21 protein-coding genes and 1 pseudogene are annotated in these 23216 nt (G+C 57.2%); 8 read left to right on the forward strand and 14 right to left on the reverse strand.

Going from position 1 to position 23216, the window contains the following annotated elements; all coding sequences use genetic code 11:
- The first annotated feature begins 172 nt into the window (after nt 1-172).
- Nucleotides 173-1120 (forward strand): LysR family transcriptional regulator, encoded by a 948-nt coding sequence (locus QN399_RS19640; RefSeq protein WP_219060895.1) that lies wholly within the window; start codon nt 173-175, stop codon nt 1118-1120.
- Nucleotides 1121-1231: 111 nt separating this feature from the next.
- Nucleotides 1232-2206 (forward strand): D-glycerate dehydrogenase, encoded by a 975-nt coding sequence (locus QN399_RS19645; protein WP_330201448.1) that lies wholly within the window; start codon nt 1232-1234, stop codon nt 2204-2206.
- Nucleotides 2207-2210: 4 nt separating this feature from the next.
- On the opposite strand, the gene QN399_RS19650 is transcribed toward QN399_RS19645, so the two are convergent.
- Nucleotides 2211-3125, reverse strand: a complete 915-nt coding sequence (locus QN399_RS19650) for a DMT family transporter (protein ID WP_322278430.1) — start codon at nt 3123-3125, stop codon at nt 2211-2213.
- 134 nt (nt 3126-3259) lie between these two features.
- Here QN399_RS19650 and QN399_RS19655 point away from each other — a divergent pair, with 134 nt between their 5' ends.
- The 3 genes from QN399_RS19655 to QN399_RS19665 all read left to right on the forward strand — a co-directional run bounded on the left by QN399_RS19655 (nt 3260) and on the right by QN399_RS19665 (nt 5317).
- Nucleotides 3260-4135 carry an AraC family transcriptional regulator gene (locus tag QN399_RS19655; RefSeq protein WP_322177998.1) on the forward strand — a complete coding sequence of 292 codons (876 nt, stop codon included), beginning with the start codon at nt 3260-3262 and terminating at the stop codon, nt 4133-4135.
- Between the two features lie 243 nt (nt 4136-4378).
- Entirely contained in the window at nt 4379-4810 is a 432-nt protein-coding gene (locus tag QN399_RS19660) for an HPF/RaiA family ribosome-associated protein (protein WP_322177997.1), read from the forward strand.
- A 177-nt stretch (nt 4811-4987) separates the two neighbouring features.
- Complete coding sequence (locus QN399_RS19665; protein ID WP_219060889.1) at nt 4988-5317, forward strand: DUF3509 domain-containing protein; 330 nt, start codon at nt 4988-4990, stop codon at nt 5315-5317.
- A 63-nt stretch (nt 5318-5380) separates the two neighbouring features.
- Here the strand turns inward: QN399_RS19665 and QN399_RS19670 are convergent, their stop codons facing one another.
- Complete coding sequence (locus tag QN399_RS19670; RefSeq protein WP_322177996.1) at nt 5381-5869, reverse strand: phosphate-starvation-inducible PsiE family protein; 489 nt, start codon at nt 5867-5869, stop codon at nt 5381-5383.
- A 364-nt stretch (nt 5870-6233) separates the two neighbouring features.
- Here QN399_RS19670 and QN399_RS19675 point away from each other — a divergent pair, with 364 nt between their 5' ends.
- Nucleotides 6234-6497 (forward strand): YebG family protein, encoded by a 264-nt coding sequence (locus QN399_RS19675; RefSeq protein ID WP_322177995.1) that lies wholly within the window; start codon nt 6234-6236, stop codon nt 6495-6497.
- A 34-nt stretch (nt 6498-6531) separates the two neighbouring features.
- On the opposite strand, the gene QN399_RS19680 is transcribed toward QN399_RS19675, so the two are convergent.
- The 4 genes from QN399_RS19680 to QN399_RS19695 form a co-directional block, all read right to left on the reverse strand.
- Nucleotides 6532-7641, reverse strand: a complete 1110-nt coding sequence (locus QN399_RS19680; RefSeq protein ID WP_322177994.1) for a dihydrolipoamide acetyltransferase family protein — start codon at nt 7639-7641, stop codon at nt 6532-6534.
- Between the two features lie 11 nt (nt 7642-7652).
- Nucleotides 7653-8639 carry an alpha-ketoacid dehydrogenase subunit beta gene (locus QN399_RS19685; protein ID WP_330201449.1) on the reverse strand — a complete coding sequence of 329 codons (987 nt, stop codon included), beginning with the start codon at nt 8637-8639 and terminating at the stop codon, nt 7653-7655.
- Nucleotides 8629-9729: a pyruvate dehydrogenase (acetyl-transferring) E1 component subunit alpha gene (pdhA, locus tag QN399_RS19690; RefSeq protein WP_330201450.1), complete on the reverse strand. Its 1101-nt coding sequence runs from the start codon at nt 9727-9729 to the stop codon at nt 8629-8631. Before pdhA ends, QN399_RS19685 begins: the two co-directional genes overlap by 11 nt.
- 88 nt (nt 9730-9817) lie before the next feature.
- Complete coding sequence (locus tag QN399_RS19695) at nt 9818-10840, reverse strand: Glu/Leu/Phe/Val dehydrogenase dimerization domain-containing protein (RefSeq protein ID WP_322278426.1); 1023 nt, start codon at nt 10838-10840, stop codon at nt 9818-9820.
- A 239-nt stretch (nt 10841-11079) separates the two neighbouring features.
- Between QN399_RS19695 and QN399_RS19700 the strand changes: the two genes are divergently transcribed.
- A complete protein-coding gene (locus QN399_RS19700; protein ID WP_330201451.1) occupies nt 11080-11883 on the forward strand; it encodes a transglutaminase family protein in 804 nt (267 codons plus the stop codon).
- 9 nt (nt 11884-11892) lie between these two features.
- On the opposite strand, the pseudogene QN399_RS19705 reads toward QN399_RS19700, so the two are convergent.
- The 4 genes and pseudogenes from QN399_RS19705 to QN399_RS19720 all read right to left on the reverse strand — a co-directional run bounded on the left by QN399_RS19705 (nt 11893) and on the right by QN399_RS19720 (nt 18882).
- Nucleotides 11893-14451, reverse strand: a pseudogene (locus tag QN399_RS19705) (LuxR C-terminal-related transcriptional regulator).
- Nucleotides 14452-14611: 160 nt separating this feature from the next.
- On the reverse strand, nt 14612-15979 hold the full coding sequence (locus QN399_RS19710; RefSeq protein ID WP_322177988.1) for a DUF1329 domain-containing protein: 1368 nt from the start codon (nt 15977-15979) through the stop codon (nt 14612-14614).
- 22 nt (nt 15980-16001) lie between these two features.
- Entirely contained in the window at nt 16002-17795 is a 1794-nt protein-coding gene (locus QN399_RS19715; RefSeq protein ID WP_330201452.1) for a DUF1302 domain-containing protein, read from the reverse strand.
- Nucleotides 17796-18357: 562 nt separating this feature from the next.
- On the reverse strand, nt 18358-18882 hold the full coding sequence (locus QN399_RS19720) for a hypothetical protein (RefSeq protein WP_322177986.1): 525 nt from the start codon (nt 18880-18882) through the stop codon (nt 18358-18360).
- Nucleotides 18883-19206: 324 nt separating this feature from the next.
- On the opposite strand from QN399_RS19720, the gene QN399_RS19725 reads away from it, so the two are divergent.
- A complete protein-coding gene (locus QN399_RS19725; protein ID WP_330201453.1) occupies nt 19207-19611 on the forward strand; it encodes a hypothetical protein in 405 nt (134 codons plus the stop codon).
- 81 nt (nt 19612-19692) lie between these two features.
- Here QN399_RS19725 and QN399_RS19730 read toward each other — a convergent pair whose 3' ends face one another.
- The 4 genes from QN399_RS19730 to QN399_RS19745 form a co-directional block, all read right to left on the reverse strand.
- The gene (locus QN399_RS19730) at nt 19693-20217 is read right to left on the reverse strand and encodes a hypothetical protein (RefSeq protein WP_323569347.1); all 525 of its coding nucleotides are present in this window, start codon (nt 20215-20217) and stop codon (nt 19693-19695) included.
- A 197-nt stretch (nt 20218-20414) separates the two neighbouring features.
- Nucleotides 20415-21326 carry an SDR family oxidoreductase gene (locus QN399_RS19735; protein ID WP_322278420.1) on the reverse strand — a complete coding sequence of 304 codons (912 nt, stop codon included), beginning with the start codon at nt 21324-21326 and terminating at the stop codon, nt 20415-20417.
- A gap of 126 nt (nt 21327-21452) precedes the next feature.
- The gene (locus QN399_RS19740; protein ID WP_322177983.1) at nt 21453-22355 is read right to left on the reverse strand and encodes an alpha/beta hydrolase; all 903 of its coding nucleotides are present in this window, start codon (nt 22353-22355) and stop codon (nt 21453-21455) included.
- Nucleotides 22355-23137, reverse strand: a complete 783-nt coding sequence (locus tag QN399_RS19745; protein WP_323565620.1) for a class II aldolase/adducin family protein — start codon at nt 23135-23137, stop codon at nt 22355-22357. Before QN399_RS19745 ends, QN399_RS19740 begins: the two co-directional genes overlap by 1 nt.
- Nucleotides 23138-23216 lie beyond the last annotated feature (79 nt).

Genomic DNA, 23216 nt, shown 5'->3' on the forward strand with positions numbered 1-23216 from the left:
CCCGACTTAGGTGAAATAGCGTGAAGACAACGATTCTAGGCGGCAGTCCGGGCGGCGATAAGCCGAGGGAAGTGTGATTCTTTGTTACCAAACGCGCGATAATCCATTGGTCTGACTCACACGCAACTGTTACTTCATGTCACACTTTGCCAATCTCACCAGAGAACTGCCAATGGATACCCTGCAAAACATGCGCGCTTTCAGTTGCGTGGCGCAAGCGGGAAGCTTTACTGCAGCAGCAGTACAGCTCGATACCACCACCGCCAACGTATCGCGTGCAGTCTCAAATCTTGAAGCGCACCTGCAAACCCGACTGCTCAATCGCACCACTCGACGGATTGCCCTCACCGAAGCAGGCAAACGCTACCTGCTGCGCTGTGAACAAATCCTCGGGTATGTCGAAGAAGCCGAAGCTGAAGCCAGTGACGCTCACGCTCGCCCGGCCGGACAGCTGAAAGTCCATTCGATGACCGGCGTCGGCCAGCATTACGTTATCGATGCCATCGCCCGTTATCGCAAGCATCACCCGGACGTGACCTTCGACCTGACCATGGCCAACCGCGCGCCTGACCTGCTCAACGAGGGTTACGACGTCTCCATCGTCCTGGCCAGCGAGCTGCCGGATTCGGGTTTCGTTTCCCAACGCCTGGGGATCACCTACAGCATCGTTTGTGCCTCGCCGGCCTACGTCAAAGCCTTCGGTGCTGCGCAAAAGCCCCAAGACCTGCTCAACCACGCCTGCTTGCGCCTGGTCAGCCCGGTGATTCCGCTGGAGAAGTGGTTGTTTGATGGTCCTGAAGGTCAGGAGATGGTCACCATCGTCACCTCGCCCTTCCTGGTCAATTCGGCCGACGCCATGAAAACCGCGATCTGCAGTGGCATGGGGGTGGGGATTCTGCCGATTTACTCCGCCATCGAAGGTTTGCGCAACGGCACGCTGGTACGGGTCCTGCCCAACTACCGCTCGCAGGAACTGAACCTGTACGCCATCTACCCGTCGCGTCAGTACCTGGATGCGAAGATCAGGACGTGGGTCGAATACCTGCGCGGCTCACTGCCAGAGATTCTGGCCGCACATGAAGCCGACTTGAAAACCCACGACTTGATGAACATCGTCTGACCTGTTCCGCTCGGCAGAAGAATCCCCTCGAAAGAACCAGATGCCCAGGGACGGGCAAGAATGTTAGCGTGCTACGCACTGACCATTCGAACGTCCGAGAGTATCTGCCTGATGAAAAAGACCGTACTTGCCTTCAGCCGCGTGTCCCCTGAAATGGCCGAGCGCCTGCAGCAAGATTTCAACGTGATCGTACCCAACCCCACGCTTGGCGATATGAACGCGCAGTTCAACGACGCGCTGCCGCACGCCCACGGCCTGATCGGCGCGGGCCGCACGCTGGGCCGCGAACAACTGCAAAGTGCCACCAGGCTGGAAGTGGTGTCGAGCATTTCGGTGGGCTACGACAATTACGAGCTGGGCTATTTCAACGAGCGCGGCATCATGCTCACCAACACCCCGGATGTGTTGACCGAAAGCACCGCTGACCTGGCCTTCGCCCTGCTCATGAGCAGCGCCCGACGCGTTGCCGAACTGGACGCCTGGACCAAGGCTGGCCAATGGAAACGCACGGTCGAAGCCTCGCATTTCGGCACCGACGTGCATGGCAAGACCCTGGGTATCGTCGGCATGGGCAACATCGGCGCGGCCATCGCACGTCGTGGCCATTTCGGTTTCAACATGCCAATCCTGTACAGCGGCAATAGTCGCAAGACCTCGCTGGAACAGGAAATGGGCGCGCAGTACCGCAGCCTCGATCAACTGCTGGCCGAGTCCGACTTCGTTTGCCTCGTGGTGCCATTGAGCGAAAAGACCAAACACCTGATCAGCACCCGCGAACTGGCGCTGATGAAGCCCAGTGCGCTCCTGATCAACATCTCTCGCGGCCCGGTGGTCGACGAACCCGCGCTGATCGAAGCCCTGCAGCAGGGCACTATTCGTGGCGCGGGTCTGGATGTGTACGAAAAAGAACCGCTGGCCGAATCACCGCTGTTCCAGTTGAGCAACGCAGTCACCCTGCCGCACATCGGTTCCGCCACCCACGAGACGCGCCAGGCCATGGCCGATCGCGCCTACGCCAATTTGCGCAGTGCGTTGCTGGGTGAGCGACCGCAGGATCTGGTCAATCCGCAGGTGTGGAAGGGCTAAATCTTTAAACCAGCTTGCCGTTGCCGCTATTGGCAGGGTTAACGGCAGGCTGCTTTGGCTTACGAAACACCAGCACATTCCCCAGCATCACCAACACCAGCCCCATCAACGCGGGCAGTGTCCATTGGTAGCCTTCGACGAACGCCGAGATATTCAGCGCGACCACCGGGAATAGCACGGTGCAATACGCCGCGCGTTCCGGTCCCATGCGTCCGACCAGGGTCAAGTAAGCGGTAAAGCCGATGACCGAGCCGGCAATCACCAGATACACCAGCGAGCCGATGTAGCGCGTGTTCCATTCGAAGCTGAAGGGCGTACCGCTGAGTAGACAATACACACTGAGCATCGCCGCACCGTAGAACATCCCCCAGGCATTGGTGGTCAGGGGGCGCAAGCCGGCTTTTTGTTGCAGGCTGGACAACAGATTACCGGCGGAGAAGCACAGCGTACCGAGCAGGGCCAGGCCCAGACCGAGCAAGGTTTCGTGACTGGCCGTACGCCCGGACAGTTCAGGCCAGAACAGACACGCCAGACCGATCAGTCCCAACGCCCCCCCGGCGAGCACATTGCGCGCGACTTTCTGGCGGAAAAAAATCCGGGCATTCAGTGCGTTCCACAGCGTCGAGGTGGAGAACACCACGGCGATCAAGCCGCTTGGGATCCACTGACTGGCCGTGTAGAAGCACATGAAGTTGACGCAGAACAGGCACAGGCCCTGCGCAAGACAAATGAATTGCCCGCGCCGATTGACCTTTTGCAGACGCCCGCTCAACAGCAGCATCACGAATAACACCAGGGCAGCGAAGCCGAAGCGATAGACAATCGACACCGGAATTGCCACGACGCCGAGCTGCAGTTTCAGAGCGATCCAGGTCGTGCCCCAGATCAAAACGGTGAGTAGATAAAGCGAGAGGTTCATCGTCGGGCTCCTGATTGAAGCCTCAGTCTGGCGCTTTGCATTAGCGCCTACTTGCACAATCTTGCGCATTTAATCGAGTGGAGGCTGGCAGCGCGGGCGCTACGGAGTAGGATGCGAATCGGAGAGAATCAGTTATGCCACCACTGGAAACCATCCAAGTCTTTCAAGCCCTGAACAGCTCGCCCAACGCTCGTCTGGAACAAAGCGCGGGGCTGGGTGACGGCATGGTCGCGGCCCTCTGGAACAACCGGCATGATGCGCAGGAGTACCAGGCGCCGAGCCACCACACGCTGTCCTGCTATATCGCGGGTGGCACCGGGACCTTTCGCCGCGAGCGACCCAACGACAAGGGCGGACCGGGCAAGTTATGTGTGTTGCCCGCCGGACATGAGTCCGCGTGGGTGATCAATGGCGAGATCCGTCTTGCACACCTGTACATCAGCCCCGAGCAATTCGCGCTGGGCTGCATCACTCTGCTGGACCGTGAGCCCCGCGAGCTGCAACTGCGCGAAAGCACCTTCATCGACGACCCCGAACAAGTGCAGCGTTTTCGCCGGTTGATCCAGCTCAACTGGAGCGAACCCGGCGAGCGCCTGCTGACCAGCAGCCTGGCCCACGACATGCTCAGCCATGCCCTGCTCAGCCAGGTTGGCCAGCGCGAAGGTCTGCGCCTCAAAGGCGGCCTGGCTCCGCACCTGCGGCGGCAGTTGGTGGACTACATCGAGAACCACCTGTCAGCCCCCATCAGCCTTGGGCTACTGGCGGGGCAATGCGCGCTGTCTGAATACCACTTCGCCCGCATGTTCCGCGAAAGCTTCGGTCTGCCGCCCCATCAATACCTGCTCGCCCGCCGCCTGACCCATGCCCGGCACCTGCTGCGTACCGGCAACCAAGCGTTCGGCGATATTGCCATGGCGTGCGGCTTTGCCAGCGCGAGTCACTTCAATAATCGATTTCGCCAGGCAATGGGCGCGACGCCGGGGGAATATCGGTTGGCGTTTGCCCGGTAACGGATCAACGCTTTCGGCAGCGCCTACATAAAATCAGTACGGACCTTGCGCCAAAGCCCGTCGCTGACGCTCGAGTCCCGGCCTGCCACCCCTGGTTTTTCCCACATCAAAATATTTCTGTGCACAAAGGGCTTGAATTGTTTCCTCATCGGCGCCAACACTGGAGGTGAGAGGCAAATGGTTTGAACTCCCCGAGCGAAACCGTCAGTTCTCATACGAGCAAGCCTAAGTAAGGGAAAATCTATGCAAATCCAGGTCAATTGCGATAACCACATCGAAAACAGCATCCGACTGGAGGAGTGGGTACGTACCACCGTTGAGAGCACGCTCGAACGCTACGAAGAAGACCTGACTCGCGTCGAAGTCCATCTCCGCGACGAAAATGGCGAGAAGCCAGGCCCGCATGACAAACGCTGCCAGATGGAAGCTCGTCCAAAAGGACACCAACCGATTTCAGTTACCCACAAAGCCGATACGCTGGATCGGGCTGTGGAAGGCGCGGCGGAAAAACTCGAGCATGCCCTTGAGCATTTGTTCGGTAAATTGCGCGACAAACGTGCCGGTGCGCCAGTAGCAGAAGGTGATCTGGAAGAGGGAGCAGAAAACCCGGACGCCCTGCTTCAGGAAGAGTTTTTGGAAAAAGAACTCGAAAAGGATGAGGTGTTGCACGGCTAATCCGGCAGCATGATTGATTTCAATACCCTAGCTATTGGAGCAATCACTTAAAGAAGGGCGGGCCTGTGCAAACAGGCCCGCCCTTCTTCGTCAAGGCGTCGGATTGATCTGGCTTCGCGAACTTAATCTATCCACCGCAGGTCAACTTAGGGAGACTTCTTGACTAGGTAACAGGCCATGGACAACCCTTTTCAACTCATCACTGACGCCTTTCAGCCCCAATACCGGGTCAACCTGAGCATTCAGAGCCTTGAGGGCAGCATCATGCTGACCTTGTCCAATGAAACGGGTGTCGTCGCCAAACGCCTCATCAGTGCCGCACAGCGCAATGAACCCAAACGTATGCGCCGCCTGATTGAAAGCGTGCAATTCGGCATTGCCATCGAGCAAGGCCACAGCGCCATGAAGATTCTCACCGCAATGACCGACGGCGATAACCTCAATCAACTGCACGTGCCGCGCAAAGACTGGCTGAGCAATCAACCCCATTTGAGGATCAGCGTGTAGACGCGAGCGGGCCTGGGTCATGTGCCCGGACTGAACCCAGCCCCGTACAGGCCAACTTACCGGTCAAATCTCCCCTTTCTCTTCAATCACGGCACCTTTTACAGTGCTGTGCGGATCAGGGATTTTTGCTGACGGGAACTGCGACGAAGCATATCGCACGACCAGAATCGAAAAGGCGAGCAAGAGAATGGCGCCCGAGAGATAAACCACACCCAGATCCGGTGGCGCATGGTGCGACACATCCGAAATCAACAATCGGGTGAGTGCCGTGATGGCGACGTAAATCAGAAACCGCACGGGCATGTGATTGGTCTTGAAATAAATCCCTGTCATCGCCCCTAATTCCAGGTAAATGAACAGCAACAAGATGTCATCGACCGTGACGTTTCCCTTCTCGACCATCCCCAAAAAAGCAACCACAGAAGCCCAGGCAGTGATCCCACCAATCGCGAACAGCGCCATGAAATGGAAGCCTTCGACGCAGAGATTGCCGAATGACTCCGCTCGGGAATGCAGGTTTTCGCGGAGCTTTTCCGCCCATTTGGTTTCCATGATTCTTACCCCTGACCTTTCAATGTTAAAAAACGACTAACCCTGTCCGTATGAATCATCGGTGGGCCTGCTCTTGAAACAGATCCCGACACCCGCTGTGGGCAACTCGATCGGATGATGCAGTACCTACGTGACTATTTTCCGTTGTGCTGCATTTTGTAGCAGCTTTCCAAGCAGAATCGGGGCCAAAGTCTATGGTTGAGAGCGTGATTCTTTGTCACAAGACACATCTCAACGCTCCCCCGATGCGCAGGGAGGTAAAAAAGCCACTATCCAAATCGAATCGGTTCGCTTATGCTTTTAGCTGTATAAAAATACAGTAGTCGCTAAAGACACATTATCGTAAAGGCATGTGAGGTGGTGAATGGCCGTCGAAGTGGTATACCGCAGCAGCCGAGATCTGGAGCGTTTGTTCATGGATAAAGCCGAAGCTGATCGTCATGACAAAATGCTTGAGCTGGCCGAGTTGCTCGCCGAAGTATTGCAAAGAGCAGTGCCGTCGTTGACGGAGTCACAAGTGGAAGAAGCCGGGATTTACATGGCGAAAAATCGTGATATTTTCGCCAAGGCCTTCAAGAACCAGCCGGACGCACTGTCCGAACTGCTCAGTGCGCCGTTGGAAGAATGACGTTGATGCGGTGTGTTCGGCACGCCGCGGTCAATCACCCCTCCGGTTTTTCCAGCGCTATCACCAACGCTTTGAAGAACCGCGCCGCTTCGCCGCCGGTCACGGCGCGATGGTCGAAGGTCAATGACAGCGGCAATATTGGATGCACCACCACATTGCCGTTTACCGCAACCGGCTCGTCACGAATGCCGCCAGCACCGAGGATAGCCACTTGTGGCGGGATGACCACCGGATTGGCGTAACGCCCGAACAAGGTGCCGAAATTGGACAGGGTCAGGGTGGCGCCCATCATTTCTTTGGGCGGAATCGAGCGCGCTTTGACGTCAGCCCGCAGTCGGTCCATGCCCTTTTTCAAATCCTCGGCTGTACGGTTGCCAACATTGCGCAACACCGGCACGAACAAGCCGTCAGGCGTATCAATAGCGATTCCCAGGTCGAGCGTTTCATGCTGCTTGATCGATAAGGATTTACCCTCGAACCCACTGTTGAGTACAGGCTCTACCTTGCACGCAGCCACCAAAGCTTGGCCCAAACGAATCAAGGGGTCGCGGGCGTGCCCCCAGCGGTGCAAATCAGCGTCAGCAAAAATCGTCACCGGCACCACTTCAGCGTGGGAGCGGGCCATGTTCAGCGCCATGCTGCGACGCACACCGTGCAGTTTTTCCCCGCCAAATTTATCGCGTTCCACCTGTGCCGCACCTTCGACATCGGCGCGGGTGATCAAGCCATCGCGGCCAGAGCCACTCACGGCACTGAGATCAACGCCAAGCTGTCGGGCCAACTGGCGCACCACAGGCGTGGCGCGGGAGGCCATGTGTTCGCGAGTCGACGGCGCCGCACCAATAAAAAACTGATCGTCCTGACTGTTGCCACCGCCTTCAAGACGCCCAACCACCGTGCCGGCATCACCCTCCCCTTCATACGCCATCAGCGGCTCACCCACGTGCAGGATGTCACCCTCACCGCCATAGGTTTTCGCCACGATGCCATCGTACGGCGCAGGAATATCAACAATAGCTTTGGCGGTTTCCACCGACACGAGCAACTGATCGGTCTTGACCGTTTCACCGGCCGCGACGTGCCATCGGACAATCTCGGCTTCCTGTAAACCTTCGCCCAGGTCCGGTAGTTTGAAATACTTCATGGCGGGTCTCCTCAGGCGAAATTCAAGGCGTTGTCACACGCGTGAAGGATGTCCGCAACGCCGGGGATGTACAGATGCTCCAGCCGATACAGCGGCGGCGGGATGTCTGGCGCGGTGACCCGCTGGATCGGCGCCTGCAAATCGAGGAATACCCGTTCATAGAGGCTGGCCGCGATTTCCGCCCCAACGCCACACGAACGCGGCGCTTCGTGGACGATCACACAACGTCCTGTTTTACGCACCGAAGCTTCCAGCGTGTCGAGGTCCAGTGGCTTGACGCAGGCGACATCGATCACTTCGGCCGACACACCTCGCTCCGCCAGCGCGCTGGCTGCTTGCAGGGTCTCGAGCACACTCGCACCCCAGCTGACCAGGGTGATGTCGCCGCCTTCACGCAGAGTGAAACAAGTGTCCAGCGGCAGTCGTTTGCCGTCGTCCACCAACGGTTGCGGGTTCATCCGGTAGAGTCGCGTCGGCTCGAGGAAGATCACCGGATCAGGGTCATCAATGGCCGCCAGCAGCAAACCATAGGCCCGTGCTGGCGAAGAAGGGATGACCACGCGCAAGCCGGGAATATGCGCGAACAATGCTTCGGTGCTTTCGCTGTGATGCTCGGGTGCGCGAATCCCGGCACCCATTGGAGTGCGCATTACCATCGGACAACTCAAGCGACCTCGCGTGCGATTGCGCAGGCGGCTGGCGTGGGACACCAGTTGCTCCATGGCGGCATAGATGAAACCCATGAACTGGATTTCCACCACCGGTTTCAACCCCTGCGCCGCCATGCCGATCACCAGGCCACCCAGCATGGTTTCAGCCAGCGGCGAATCGATGACCCGCTTGAAACCGAAGCTGTCGCGTAAACCTTGAGTGGCGCGGAACACCCCACCGTTAACACCAACGTCTTCACCCAGGATCACCACATTTTCGTCCTCGACCATGGCCCGATGCAGCGCCAGATTGACCGCTTCCAGCAGCGTGACTTTTTCATTCGCCATGAGCGTCACTCCCGGCACGACGCATCGCCCGTTCAAGGAACCATTCGCGCTGCTCAGCCAGGGCCTCCGGCCATTTGGCGTAGACGTGATCAATTACCGACTCAGGCGCTTGAGTGCCAGCGCGGTCGAAGGTATCCACCGCCTTCTGCACCAACGCCTGGCATTCACTGACCAGCGCCCGCTCGCGGCCCTCATCCCAGACATTCTGGCTCACCATGAGCGATTGCAGGCGTTTGACCGGCTCTTCCAGCCAGGCGTGCTTGACCTCTTCAGCTGAGCGGTAACGAGTGGCGTCATCCGCAGTGGTGTGGTCGCCGAGGCGATAACTCAGGCACTCCAGCAGCATCGGACCTTTGCCTTTGCGGGCGCGCGCCAGAGCGTTCTGCACCCTGTCGTAGACCGCCAGCATGTCGTTGCCATCGACCTGCTCACCCTGAAAACCGGCGCCGATGGCTTTTTGCGCCAGCGTCGGCGCGCCGCACTGGATGCGTCGGGGCACAGAAATCGCCCACTGATTGTTATTGATCACGAACACCACAGGCAGTTGCCAGGTGCCCGCGACGTTGAGCGCTTCGAGGAAATCACCCTTGCTGGTTGCACCGTCGCCGCAGGTGGTCACCACCACCCTATGCTCGCCACGAATTTTGAACGCCGTGGCGACACCGCAGGCATGCAAGGCCTGGGTTGCAATCGGGATGTTCACCGGAAAGTCCTGGGCTACGGCCGGTTCGGCATAGTGACTGCCACGTTCATCTCCGCCCCAATACAGGAGAATTTCTTCCATACGCACGCCGCGCAATAGTTGCACGGCTGTGTCGCGGTAGTAGGGGACCAATACATCGTCAGGTTGCATCAGGCTACCAATGGCGACCCCGATGGCTTCCTGACCAAGAGTCGGCGCGTAGGTGCCAATGCGCCCGGTGCGTTGCAGCGCGACGACTTTCTGGTCGAACAGGCGGGTCAATACCATTTGCTTATAGAGCTGGGTCAGCAGGTTGAAGTCATCCGCCCAGCGCGGAAGTTCGCCGACCAGGCCACCTTCAGGGGTGAGATAGCGAGTGTATGCAACATTGATTTTGTTATAGGACACGGCACCCTCCCAACACGCGACAGTACGCGTGGCGACCCGTCTCGCCGCGTGTGACGGCAAGGTCTTGTCGGGTGACACCGGGTAGGTGCTAGCCGACGTTCAGCAGGCGTTCTGCCAACATATCGGCGACGCGCGCAGGGGAGCGCTTCTCCGCTTGGGCGTGGGCAAAAACCTCAGTTAATCGTAGTCCGATTCGCGACAGATGTGCGGTGATGGTACCCAGTGATTCCCCCTGATGCTGCAGGGCGACATAGATCAGGCCGCCGGAGTTGATCACATAATCCGGCGCATAAAGAATGCCCCGGTTTTCCAGATTATCCGCAACCTGCAAGCTACTCAGCTGATTATTGGCCGCGCCAGCCACCGCTGCGCAACGCAGTTGAGCGACGCTATGACTATTGAGAATGGCGCCCAGCCCACAAGGCGCAAGGATGTCGCACGGTGTGCTGAGCAACGCTTCGCACGCAATTGGATGTGCGCCCAGTTGTTCCATGGCCAATTGCACCTTGCCGCTGTCCAAATCGCTGACCAGCAGTTCAGCGCCTGCCGCATGCAGCTGTTCGGCCAAGGCATAACCGACATGCCCGAGCCCCTGAATCGCCACCCGCAGGCCTTCAAGATTGTCGCTGCCCAGTCGCGCCAGCGCCGTGGTACGAATACCGGCGAACACGCCCATGGCCGTGTGTGGCGAAGGATCACCCGCTTCGGTGGTGCTGGTGACATGTTGGGTGCACTGGGCGATGCAATCCATGTCGGCGCTGGAGGTGCCGCTGTCGACAGCGGTGATGTACCGACCGTCCAGGGTTTCGATAAAGCGGCCGAAGGATTCGAACAGCGCGGCACGATTGGGAACATGCGCCGGACGCATGATCACTGCTTTACCGCCGCCAAAAGGTAACCCGGCCAGCACCGCTTTATAACTCATGTTTTGCGCCAGACGAATAGCATCCTCAATGGCGCTTTCCTCATCCACATAGGCAAGGTAACGACACCCGCCGAGGGCTGGGCCTTTTTTGCTGCTGTGAATCGCGATCACCGCCTTGAGCCCGGTTTCTGGATCCACGATGAAGTGTAACGTTTCAACGTTTGAGCTTTGCATGAGAGCGAACATCGGTATTGCTCCCGGTTCTTTTTTCTACTGCGAGTATAGGCGCTGAAAAAAAAAGCGACTGATCGCTCAAGCATAAGCAAACCCGCGCGGATCGGCTCCAGGGCATAACACTCGAGCCCCTGACTCGGCGGCAGCGACGGTACTGGACGAAATCGACTGCTGGGGCTAAAACAAGGCATGTGAAGTCAGATGAATAGTCCGACGTATGACTCCACACGCCTGATCCACCGGAGAGGTCGATGACCCCACGTCAAGCTTGCATTGCCTGCCTGCAACGCACGCCGCCTTCAGTTTTTGAAGCGGCTTTGTGGGTGTCGGCCGAACACGATCCGGAGTTTTTGCCAGAACAAGCGTTTCAGAATATCGAGGACCTGAAGCGCCAGATCAGTGCGGCCCTGCCATTGTTACCGGCGGGGGAATTGGCGCAACCCTTGCTGCGTCAGCTGAACACGTTGGGGTTTCAGCAGGACGACTGGAGTCATCCAAAACCCCAGTCGGCGTTGCTGCACAAAATTTTGCAGCGCCGCCGTGGACAACCCTTGGGGCTGGCGATCATTGCGCTGGAGCTGGCCAGGCGTCTGGAAATCCCGCTGGAGGGTGTCAACTTTCCGGGGCATTTTCTGCTGCGTATGCCGGGTGCAGATCACCTCCTCGATCCCTGCGGAGGACGCAGGCTTTACCCTAAGGATTGCCGCGAACTGCTGGCCCGCCAATTCGGCCCGGACATGCAGCTCCAGTCCGGGCACATGGTTCGCGCGACCGACATGGCCATGGTGCAACGCTTGTCTCGCAACCTGCGGCACCTGCATCAACTAAATGATGATTTCCTGGCGTCGCTCAAGGACGCTGACCGGGTCGTGGAACTGGGCCAGGCGACCACCAGCGATCACCTCGCCCGTGCCAGCCTGTACCAGTCACTCGAATGCCCGCAGGCTGAGCGCTTCGACCTCGAACATGCGTTGTTACTCAGCGACGATCCGATTCAGCGCTTGCGTCTGACTGAACGGTTGAGCCATTTGCCACCCAACAGCGCGTTTCACTAGCCGCCCAACTCAGGCCATCAACCCCAACGCTTTGGCCTTCGCCACCGCCTGTGTGCGGCGTTCGACCCCCAGTTTGCTATGGATGCGCCGGGCATGGGTTTTCACCGTGTGCAGAAAAATGAACAACTGCTCGGCGATTTGCAGATTAGAGCTGCCGTGGGCGATCAGCTTGAGTACTTCGAGTTCACGCTGGCTGAGGGGATTGTCGGCGGCGGCAATCAGGTCGTCTTCCACCCCCAACTCGCGCAACAGTGTCGGCTGACGCAGCCTCAGTTCGCGTAACGGTTGCTGCAAATTGAAGCGACCTATCAGTGCCAGGCCCTCAGCCAGACAGGCATGCGCGGTTTGCACATCGGCTTGCAAAAACGCCACCTCTGCCATGGCCAGATAAAGTTCGGTCTCAAGGCTGTGCATGCCTTCTTGATGGGCCTTCCGCTGCAGGATGTGCAAGCGTTGCAATGGCTGTTCGGCCTGATGCAGATAGACTTCGGCCAGCACCAGCAGGTATTCGATACTCGGAATCAATTCCAGCGTGGCTGGCGGCGCATGTTTTGCCGGATGACGCCGGAGGTGACGCAGAACCCTGGCCAGAGCCTCTTGTACCAGGCCCGCACGACCTTGTTGCAGCCAGAAGTGACTGCTGACTTGCAGCAGCACGCCTCGCCAAAAATATTCCGGGATATGGTTTTGTTGCATCACGCGCTCGGCATCGCGCAGCCAGACGAATGCCCGTGCGTAGTCGCCCTGATTGGCGTCCAACGTCGCCAATCCCAAAAAACCGAACAACGCCAGTTTGTCTTTGCTGCGCAAACATTGCTCTAGGCCGCTCCGGTAATGCAGCTTCGCTTGCTGATCCTGGCCTTGGCGCAGGGCCAGACGCCCCCGGCGCAACGCAATCCGGCCCAGCAACGGGCCTGCGGGAGCGTGCTGAATCAACAGCAAATCGTGCATTTTCTCCAGCGTGCTCTCACTGCGCTGTAATGCCCCGCGCTGTTCCAGCAATTGCGCATGATCGAGTTCGAGCAAGGCTTCCAACAGCAGAGAACCCTCGCCCCGGGCCAGACACAGCGCGGTACGATTATGCGCCAGCGCTTGATCGAACTGGCCATTGAGCAGCGCCTGTTGCGTCAGCCCGGACAGGCACATCACCCGAACTTGCCACATGCTTTGCGACAGCTCCCGACAGGCGTCCTGCAGATGCCCGACAGCGAGGTCCGCCTTACCCCAAAGATGCTGAAGCCAGCCTTGCTGTGCCTGCCACAGGGCGATCAATTCACGCTGTTGAGTGGCCGAGGGTTGCGGCGAAAAACGAGCCAGATGCTCCAGGCACGCACAGGCCTGGTCAAAACGGCCGGCGTACACCAACGCCGAACTGGTCAGGCTGATCAGGTGCGGCGTGCCCAGCATCAAGTCGGCGAAGCGTTCGTGCAGGTCCAGCAGCAACGCCACATTCTGCCCTTGCAACAGGTAGGAGAAGTCAACGTTTTGCAGCAGACTGACAGCGATTTCGTACTGTTCAGCCTGCAAGGCGTGTTCGATCGCCGATTGCCAATCCCTTTCTACGCTGAACCATTGGCAGGCACGACGATGCCAGGAGCGCCTCGCGGGCCATGCTTCATCGTGCAGGCATTGGGCCAACGGCGGAAATACCTGCAACCAATCGGTGTCGTGCTCGCAAGGTTCGATAAAGCTGCCCATGTCCTGCAATGCCTTGAGCCATTGCCCACCCTCGCCAGCCCCAAACAGGTGCTCGCACAGACCTGGATTGAAGCGCGGCAAATGCGCCAGCACACGCCAGGCCTCAGCCAATTCGGGGGCGAGCCCGGCGAACAGTTCGTGCTCAAGGTAATCGATCAAGGTTGTCGAACGGTGTTGCCGGTTGAGGTGCAGAGCACTGAAGTCTTCGGAAACGCACCAGTCGCTCGGGCTGAGCAACGCAACGCGTACGCCAACTCACCAACCGGCACTTTGGATAAAGATCGCAGCGGCGGCTTCGGGCGGCCAGACGACAGGCTCATGGGCCAACAGCTGTTCGATTTCTGCCTGATTGAACGCCAGCGCCGGGCCATAGCGTTCGAGCAATTCGCCGCTGAGCAGCAGACGTGGCCAGTTACACAGAGGACGTCTGCGCCCGCTAATCCACCAGGTCACCGCTGGGCTGCTGACAGCCAGCAAGCGATCAAGACAATGATCCAGCGCGGGCGCAGGGACACGACAATAGTCGTCGAGCACGATCCAGCACGGTGTTTGCCGGTGGGCCAACTGACTCAGAACACCGGTCTCGTCAGCCTCATCAAGGCCCAAAACAGTGGCCAGCAACGCACAGAAGCCGGCCGGCGTTTGCGCTTCTCCAGCCAGCGGCAGCCAGCCGACAAGACAGTCCTGAGGCGCCTGGCGGAGACACTCGCCGAGCAATGCACTTTTACCACTGCCCGCTGGCGCGCACAGTAGCTTGACCCGTGCACTCGAGGCCAGCAAAGGCGCGGTCAACCGGCTGCGTGTCAGGTGCTGAGGAGACAATCGCGGCCAGTGGTCCGCACGCCCCGCATGAACGGTAAAGGCAGTCATGGGATGGTCCCTTGTTATTCTTGCCTGCGCACTCACACTAAGCCGTTCGTCACACCTTGCTGTAGGAGTATTTGGCGCGCTTATCATCCCCCATAAAAAAAGCCACTCACAGTAACCGTGAATGGCTTTTCAAGCGGATTGAGACGTAAGTTGCAACCGATTAGCGGATGCCCGCGTTGCGCAGGGCGTTGGGGGTGAAGTCAGACACGTGGAGCTTCAGGCCGAACTGGAAGCTGCGTTTCTCCTCGTTCTTCATGCCCAGTGCGATGTAGCGGCCGGCGTTCAAATCGTACAGGGCTTCAAGGGTGTAAGCCGGCACTTGGTGGTCGTAATAAAACTGCGCATGACCCTCGGCCACCCGCCAGAGCTGGCCGCGACCGTCGTAATGGTCGACCAGCGCGATCTGCCAGGTATCCTCGTCGATGTACATATGGCGCTTGGCATAGATATGCCGCTCACCGGCTTTGAGTGTGCCGACCAATTCCCACACCCGGTGCAGCTCATAACGGGCCAGGTCCTGATTGATATGCCCAGCCTTGATTACGTCGCTGTACTTGAGGCTCGGCGAGTCAAGTTTGTAGCTGTTGTACGGGATGTACATTTCTTTCTTGCCGATCAACTTCCAGTCGTAGCGATCCGGGGCACCCGAGAACATGTCGAAGTTGTCCGACGTGCGCAGGCCATCCGCCGCAGTACCCGGACCGTCATACGCCACTTGCGGCGCACGCCGGACACGCCGCTGACCCGCATTGTAGATCCAGGCTAGACGCGGTTCTTTCACTTGATCGAGGGTTTCGTGCACCAGCAACACATTACCGGCCAGGCGCGCAGGCTTCGTCACTTCCTGCTTGAAGAAGGTCAGGATATTCGCGCCTTCTTCTGGTTTCAGGTCCGGTATGTCCTCCGGGGCACCGACGTCCTCTTCGAACGTGACCGAGTCGAACGCACCGTTCACTTGGGGAGTTACCTGGGTGATGGTGCGGTGCAGGTTGCCCCCGTGGTAACGGGTGATGTGGTTCCACAGCACTTCATTCGCGGTTTTAGGGATCGGGAACGCGTAGTAGCGGCTTTCGGCAAAATGGGCCAAGCCGTTGCCATCATTGATGGTCGTCACCGTGGCCGCGCTTTTCTTCGCCGCGTCATAGACCTTTTGCGGCAAGGCTACGGTGCGATGACTCGGATAAACCGGAATCCGATAGGTCGTGGGATAACGCTGGAACATCGCCTGCTGCCCATCGGACAGTTTGTCTTTGTACTGTGTCATGTTGCTGGCGGTGATGATAAACAGTGGTTTCTCGTTGGCGAACGGATCCGCGAGGAAACCCTTACTGTCCACCGCCCCCGCATTGACCGGGAGACCGCCGGTGTAAGCAGGGATCGAACCGTCGGCATTCCCTGCCATTTCTGCCCCCAATGGTGTCAGGCTTTTGCCCAGTTTCGCGACTTCGTCTGCCGACACCGCAGCCATTACGTTGGCTGCCAACAGGCTCAGCGCCAGGACGCCACATTGCAGGATCATCTTGCGCATAGTCATGTCCTTTTCAAGCCGATCAGAAGTTCACGCCGACGCTCAATGAAACGAAGTCACGATCGGTCAGCGTGTTGTAATTACCACCGAAGAAATCGGTATAACTAAGGTTCGCGGTGTAGGTGTTGCGGTAGTCGGCATCGACCCCGAAGCTGACCGCTTTTGCACCCTGGTTAAACAAGCCGTTAGGGCCGTAACCATGCACGTCATGGGACCACGACAGGTTGGGCTTGAGGTTGATCCCGGCGAAAACGTTGGCGTAATCGAGAATCGCCCGGGCGCGATAACCCCATGATGTCGACGTGACAAAACCGCTGGTATCGCCACCAAAGCCATAGGCACCGTAGACCGAGTCACGGCCATAACGCAGCTCGCTGGTGGGTTCCAGCCCTCCCACATGGACGATTGCCGCTTCGCCAACCACAGTCAGCCGTTCAGCCCCCAGCACTTGGTCGAAGAAGTGGGTCAATGTGGACTGGATCTGGGTGATTTCTTTGCGCCGGTAACCTTTGTTATCCGCACCAGGGCTCGATGCAATCGGTGACGCAGTCCCGCGAGCAATCGGGTTAAGCAGCGCCAGGGTCAGATCAGTCGTATTGAGCTGCACCGGGGCATTGGGCCGGTAGCTGATTTCGCCATTCCAGGCCGTACCCTCTGACAGGGTGGTGGCGAAGCTGGCGCCGAACAACCGAACATTTTCCGGGTATTCAAGATAGTACTGGCCATTACCGAGCATGGTGCTCTGCGCAAGACCCGCACCGCTGCCTGGGGCAACGGCGTTGGCCGCAGCGGCGATACGTGGAATGGCACTCAATGTCGCCAGACCCGCCGTCTTGGTGCTCAGGACTGGCAGACGGCTGTGTAAGTTCTCGAAGTACAGGCCGTACTCGGTGTCGTCACCCAACCAGCGTAGCGCTGCACCGAACTGGCCGGTGTTTTTTGGATCACGGCTGCTGCCACGGGGGACGACCACGCCTTCAGGCGTAACCTGGAATCCCTGGCCAAAGGCAGCAGCAATCGGTTGCAACGGTTTGATGGCCGGGTTACCCACGTCGTAGTTGTTGTTACACCCTTCGGCCACCACGTCGTTACCGAAGAAGGTGCCGCAGTTGTCGACAACCGTCTCTTGCCATTGCAACTGGTAAAAACCCTCGACGCTGAGCTTGTCGGTCAATCCTTGGGAACCGAAGAGCATGTTGACCGGAATCAGCCCTTCCTTGATCTCGGCGCCAGGGCGTCGGAACGCCGACACGTCGATGGGATTGATCGAGTTGATCGAGTTACCGATGAAGGTACTTTCGCCCCAACTGACCACCTGTTTGCCTGCGCGCACAGTGCCCGGTAGATCAGCGATGCTGTAGCTGTGATAGACGAAGGCGTCGAGCAGTTGATAGCCCGACGATTTGGCCGCTTCTTTGCGCCCGTTATCGCTGACGTTCTTGAAGTCTTGAGTTTGGTTTTCAAGGACGAAGTCATACCAATATTTGCCCCGCAGGAACACGCCACTGTCGCCGTACTTCAGTTGCAGGTCATGGACCCCTTTGAAAATCTCCGAGAAGGCGTCACCTTTCTTGAAGTTCAAACGGTTGTCATCGCCCGTGGCCGCCTGCCCTTTGCCGCCGTTCACAGTGCTGACCAGACTGGGGTCTGCGTTACGCAAACCCCAGCTTGCGCCGAGCGACAGCGAGGAGTCGAATTGCCCTTCGATTTCTCCAATATTGAATGAAACGGCGTGCGCCTGAGCCGTGCAGCCCAGAGCCACGGCGATGGCCAGCGTCTGTGGCTTGAAGATGGCGCGCATTATTGTTGTTGTCATGCGTCTTCCCCCTGGTGGTTGCAGAAGAAATCACCCTACTCACAGCCACCAGGAGGGATAAGCGCACCAAGGAGGTATTCTCGATGTACCTCTAAAGAATGAATCCCCCGTCTGGCACGGCTTTGCTCGCCATCATCGATGGCATGGATGATCCATGATGAGGGACATGGATTGAGCTTCCGGGCGCTGCAAATCCTGGCGAGATTTTGCGGACAACAACCGGAACCACCCCACTATTGCCGGGTATGTAACAGTCAATGTCGCAAACTGCTCTGTTTCATTGAGCCTGAATTCTTTATTCTTGCCGGGCTTTCACAGCAACCGGCCAGAACCCTTAAAACGCCGGTGATTCATTCAAGTGACTTGATTACTTACTGTGTACCGGCAGTGGCTCAAACATGAGCTTCTACGGACTGATTCGCCCCCAGGTTTATCGACGTTGGTTTGAAAGCTCCTGGATCTAACGTCTTGTTTAGCCGCTGTTTAAACAGCGGCTTTTTTTTGCCTGTCATTCAGCGATAATAGCTATAAGCCATCACCGCACCAAATTCCCACCCGCACTTTACTCCCGCTCTTTCGCACGCTGGCTGGCGTAGCTATCGCCCGTCGTCGCGTACGTGTGCAGGTTCTGCATGACATGAACCGCCCGGATATAGTCGGGGAGCAACATCGTGGCATAGGGATCACCGCGCAATGAGTTGTCCTTCATGGACGATATCCTGCCCGCGAAAAAATCCAGCGCGTTGATATTCACATCCGGGTTGATTGGCACTCCGTCTCTATCAAACTCGGCACCGGCTCTGTCCATGAGCTCGGCTGTGTGATTATCGATAAGGCCAAACTTGTAAAGCTGCTTGCCTAACTGACTGAGCTCATTGGGTGTGATCTCTTCAGGATTGAAGCCCTTGAGCTGCGGCTTCAACTTCAGTGTGTCCATATATTCTGCATCAAGCGCAATTGGATTTTCGCCGATTTCCAGCAGGATGCTATGGGTCAGCGCGGTGGCGGATGCTTTGGGCAATGTACTTTCTGGCGGCTGCCGAATAAAAACGGCAGGCAGGTCGCCCCAGATGCTAAATGTTGACATGGTGTTCTCCCGACTCAATAAATAGACAACTCATTGGGCATATCGGGAAACGGCTCGACAACTTTATAGTTCAAACAAGGCGTGTTTGAATTCCATCCAACGCCTACGTAACAACAAGAAATGTCGTACAAAAAATAGAGAAACTTCATCGACCCGGAAAAGCCCTACACTTATTTCAGATGCAGACTGACAAGAAAGCATGATTAACCTTAAGTCGCCAAGTCGGAATTCGAGTGTTACTTGAACGGTATTAGCGTTAACCATCGACATCCAAAAACCAGACATCACTCATAAAACAACCTGACAGACTCAAGGATCTTCATCATGAACAACAAGATTAACGCACTGCTGATTTCATTGCTGCTATGCCAATTTTCGGGGTCAAGCTTCGCGGAGCCTGTCGCCAGTATTGGGGCAGCGCCAATGTGTTTCAGAAATAACGGTACTATTTACGAGAGCATTGCGAACGCGGGTGAATACAAAGTTGTGCACGGCCCATTTACCACAAAATGCGGTACCACGGCGCACAATATTCAACTGAGGAGCGTTGCAGGCGAGCGATTACCCGTGGTGGTAGAGCAGCTATCTGGGGGAGACTGGACAAGGGTTGTGAACGGTGCATTCGACCCCTATCAAAAACTTGGTAATGGCACGTTCCGAGTAGTATTGGATAATCAGCAAGGCCAAACGCCTGTCCGCTACAAAGGAATATTCTCGGTCCCACTTTAACGGTTTACTCATAAGGTTGCCTGAGCCGCATGACCATGGGTCACGGCTCAGGCCTGGTTTAGCCTTCCGTGCCCGCGCTATTCAGACCCGGGTATCAATCAACGATGGCGTGCGAGAAAACTGTGCACGTTCCTGCAAGGCCAAGATAACAGTCATGGCAGTTTTCAGCGTAGTCACTGTTTCCTTGGCAAAATCGTGCCCTTCAGTAATACGACCTTTAAGGAACTCAAGACTCCTGTCAAAATACTCGAAAGCATTCGTTTTTTTGTCCATATTTATTTGATTACCTTGATCATTGAACTCACTCCCGACCGCGCCAAGCCAAGACCCCGTAATATGATCAATTATGCCCATCTTTTGGAGCATAACGCTTATGCTTATAAGCTCTCGACTGCTAGTACTCTCAGGATCGAAGCCTGATAGATCAAACTCAAACCCCTCCAGTTTCGACGAATTCGAAATACTATCATCCGCCCAGAATTGCCGTAACTTCTGGGCAATACTTTCTTCCTCGACGGAACGACCGGAGGACGTTCTGAACTGCCTGTCAGGCACATAGGTATAGGCGCTTATTCGGTCTTTGATCAGACCAAAATTTTCAATCATGCAGGCCTCCAAAATCGACATAGCTATTAACGTCGTATCGGGAGTCGTTAGAAAATCTTGATATGCGTCCGACCTAAAACAGCATCAAAAATAGATTTAGAGATCATTCCTACATACAAAGTAAGAATAAGCCTACAAAAAAATTCGGCCGATCAGGTATGCCCTGATCGACCGAGTTCAATATGAAGCCACTATTATCAAGCGCTATACTTTTGCAGGTTTTTCATCATCTCTTGCAGGGCTTCGATGGTGTCTTTTGGGTGTGCTGCACCTTCGAAGTCGCAGATGTTCTGCCAGCTAGCGGCGACATCTTCCGGGCTAAAACCGGTACGAGGGTCGAAGCCGGCACCGATGCTGCGCTCCCAGCGGGTCTTGCCTATCCAGCCGCCGCCGACTTCGAACAGGCCTGAACTCTCCTGGCACTGTTCGCTGCCGAGAAACACCACTAGCGGACTGATCAGTTCAGGCTTAAGCAATTCGAACACACCGGCCGGAATCAACCCTTCTGTCATGCGTGTACCGCCGGTTGGGGCGATGGCATTGACCAGGATGTTGTTCTTGCGCCCTTCAAGGGCCAAGGTGCGGGTCAGGCCGTAAAGGCCAAGCTTGGCCATGCCGTAGTTGGACTGACCGAAGTTGCCGTAGATGCCGGAGGTCGATGAGGTGAAAATCACGCGCCCGTAGTTCTGCTCACGCATGTGCGGCCAGGCAGCATGGGTCACCTTGTAGGCGCCTTCGACGTGCACGCGATACACCAGGTCCCAATCGGGGTCTTCCATTTTGGCAAAGGTCTTGTCCCGCAGGATACCGGCGTTATTGACCACGACATCGATACGACCGAATGCATCCAGTGCGTTTTGTACGATTTTGGCGCCGTCAGTGACCGAGTCATGGTTGGCAACCGCGGTGCCGCCCGCCTCGCGAATCTCTGCAACTACACGATCTGCCGCCGACGCGTTGGCACCCTCACCATGCGCCGAGCCCCCCAGATCGTTGACCACTACGCGTGCGCCATGTTTGGCAAACAGCAACGCATGGGCGCGACCCAAGCCACCGCCGGCCCCCGTAACGATGACGACCTTATCTTCAAAACGCACAGGCTCACTCATGGACAGCTCCAGCAAAGGTGGACAATGGCTTGAGTGTCGAACACTCGCCCCTCAGTCACAATCAATACGCTCAGTGCTGAATAGTGCGCAATAAGGTAGCAGGATGGGGGGCCTGATTAGCGACGTTCAGGAACACGCCAATACCCGGCTCGGGGCATCTAATGCGGCCCGGAAACTGAGGTAATGCTGCAGAACCAGTACTGGCGCCTCGGTTTGCGGGTAATGACCGATACCCTGTAACAGCACAGTGTCGGCATTGGGGATCAATTCGCGGTAGCGCTCGACCATGTGCGCACCGGAGATCGGATCGACCGCACCGTCGATCACACGCATAGGAACATCCCCGCGTCGCATGGCGGCCAACCAGCGATCACGCTGCACAATTCGCTCGGGAATGTAGTTGATCAAACGGTGGATGATCCGCGGTCCCTGGTTGGTTTCGATCAGGCTCCAGAAGTCATCCAGCTCACTTTCACTGGGTCGCGTGTCAGGGCCAAATATCTGGGTAAAACTTTTAACCAGACGTTCCCGGCTGAACATCCGGCCCACCAGCCAGCCCAGTGGGCTGAGCAGCAGTTTCTGGACCAGCAGTTTGCGATGGGTCTCCGGGAACAGCCCGCCATTGAGGAACACGCAACTGGCCATGGCGAACGTCCCTTCATAATGCCGGGCCAGCAATTCCTGGGCGACGCTGTCGCCGTAGTCATGTGCCAACACATGCACCGCCTGTTCAACCCGCAGGTGCTCGAGCAGCGCCTGCTGCAGGTCGGCCTGTTCCAGCAGGCGGTAATCATGGTCCTGCGGCTTGGACGAATCGCCGAAACCCAGCATGTCGCAGGCAATCACCCGATAACGCTGAGTCAAGGGTTGCCACAGGTAATGCCAATCCCAACTGGCGGTGGGGAAGCCATGAATCAACAACAATGGCTCGCCCTGCCCCGCTACCCAGTAGCGAATGGTCTGGCCCCGGAACAAAAAATTTTGTCCACGGGTACGCCAGACGGACAAAGGGATCTCTGCCAGCGGCATTATTCTTTGTAGCTCGGGTCTTGTTTATCGAGTGTGCGCAGCAACGCCGGCCAGGCCAACGCCCCGCCCATGCCCTGGGTGCTTTTAGTCACCCCGGCAATCATCGCTTTCGCGCCAGCCAGGATCTGCCCGTCGACAGGAATCAGCTCCGCGCCACCGGTTTGCGCCAGCACCTGGATTTCACAGGCACGCTGGAAGGTGAACATCATCAGGAAGGCATCGGCAATGCTGCTGGCGCATGTCAACAGCCCATGATTGTTGAGCATCAAGAAGCTGTTATCACCCAGATCAGCTTGCAGCCGCGCTTTTTCTTCATGATTAAGGGCGACGCCTTCATAGGGGTGATAAGCCAGGCTCGACAGAACGAAAATCGATTGCTGACTGATCGGCAAGATCCCCTGTTTTTGCGCAGACACCGCAACCCCCGCCGCCGTATGGGTATGCAGCACGCAAGCCACATCATGCCGAACTTCATGCACCGCACTGTGAATGGTGTAGCCGGCCGGGTTGATCTCGTAGGGGCTGTCCATCAATTTGTTACCGGCCTGATCGATTTTGACCAGACTCGATGCCGTGATTTCGTGAAACATCAGGCCGAACGGGTTGATCAGGAAATCTTCGGTACCAGGAACCTTGGCCGATATGTGGGTAAAAATCAGATCGTCCCAACCGTGCATCGCAACCAACCGATAGCAGGCCGCGAGATCAACCCGCGCCTGCCATTCGGCGGCGCTGACTTGATCTTTCACGCTTCGGGAGGGCAAAACTTGGGCAACATTCACGGTGCTCACCTCGGCTTTTTATACTAATCGCGATTAGATTCCCATCTCGATCAGTCTAGTCAGGCCTGAGTATCCCGGT

It is taken from the genome of Pseudomonas sp. 10C3 (assembly GCF_036346185.1).
Taxonomy (GTDB): domain Bacteria; phylum Pseudomonadota; class Gammaproteobacteria; order Pseudomonadales; family Pseudomonadaceae; genus Aquipseudomonas.

Excerpts from the sequence above, each read along its gene's own strand:
- QN399_RS19665 (WP_219060889.1), top strand. The coding sequence starts at position 4,988 with ATGGACAACCCTTTTCAACTCATCACTGACGCCTTTCAGCCCCAATAC.
- QN399_RS19640 (WP_219060895.1), top strand. The coding sequence starts at position 173 with ATGGATACCCTGCAAAACATGCGCGCTTTCAGTTGCGTGGCGCAAGCG.
- QN399_RS19735 (WP_322278420.1), bottom strand. The coding sequence starts at position 21,326 with ATGAGTGAGCCTGTGCGTTTTGAAGATAAGGTCGTCATCGTTACGGGG.
- QN399_RS19695 (WP_322278426.1), bottom strand. The coding sequence starts at position 10,840 with ATGTTCGCTCTCATGCAAAGCTCAAACGTTGAAACGTTACACTTCATC.
- QN399_RS19645 (WP_330201448.1), top strand. The coding sequence starts at position 1,232 with ATGAAAAAGACCGTACTTGCCTTCAGCCGCGTGTCCCCTGAAATGGCC.
- QN399_RS19710 (WP_322177988.1), bottom strand. The coding sequence starts at position 15,979 with ATGCGCAAGATGATCCTGCAATGTGGCGTCCTGGCGCTGAGCCTGTTG.
- QN399_RS19655 (WP_322177998.1), top strand. The coding sequence starts at position 3,260 with ATGCCACCACTGGAAACCATCCAAGTCTTTCAAGCCCTGAACAGCTCG.
- QN399_RS19685 (WP_330201449.1), bottom strand. The coding sequence starts at position 8,639 with ATGGCGAATGAAAAAGTCACGCTGCTGGAAGCGGTCAATCTGGCGCTG.
- QN399_RS19725 (WP_330201453.1), top strand. The coding sequence starts at position 19,207 with ATGAACAACAAGATTAACGCACTGCTGATTTCATTGCTGCTATGCCAA.
- QN399_RS19700 (WP_330201451.1), top strand. The coding sequence starts at position 11,080 with ATGACCCCACGTCAAGCTTGCATTGCCTGCCTGCAACGCACGCCGCCT.
- QN399_RS19715 (WP_330201452.1), bottom strand. The coding sequence starts at position 17,795 with ATGACAACAACAATAATGCGCGCCATCTTCAAGCCACAGACGCTGGCC.
- QN399_RS19720 (WP_322177986.1), bottom strand. The coding sequence starts at position 18,882 with ATGTCAACATTTAGCATCTGGGGCGACCTGCCTGCCGTTTTTATTCGG.
- QN399_RS19675 (WP_322177995.1), top strand. The coding sequence starts at position 6,234 with ATGGCCGTCGAAGTGGTATACCGCAGCAGCCGAGATCTGGAGCGTTTG.
- QN399_RS19680 (WP_322177994.1), bottom strand. The coding sequence starts at position 7,641 with ATGAAGTATTTCAAACTACCGGACCTGGGCGAAGGTTTACAGGAAGCC.
- QN399_RS19660 (WP_322177997.1), top strand. The coding sequence starts at position 4,379 with ATGCAAATCCAGGTCAATTGCGATAACCACATCGAAAACAGCATCCGA.
- QN399_RS19670 (WP_322177996.1), bottom strand. The coding sequence starts at position 5,869 with ATGGAAACCAAATGGGCGGAAAAGCTCCGCGAAAACCTGCATTCCCGA.
- QN399_RS19650 (WP_322278430.1), bottom strand. The coding sequence starts at position 3,125 with ATGAACCTCTCGCTTTATCTACTCACCGTTTTGATCTGGGGCACGACC.
- QN399_RS19740 (WP_322177983.1), bottom strand. The coding sequence starts at position 22,355 with ATGCCGCTGGCAGAGATCCCTTTGTCCGTCTGGCGTACCCGTGGACAA.
- QN399_RS19730 (WP_323569347.1), bottom strand. The coding sequence starts at position 20,217 with ATGATTGAAAATTTTGGTCTGATCAAAGACCGAATAAGCGCCTATACC.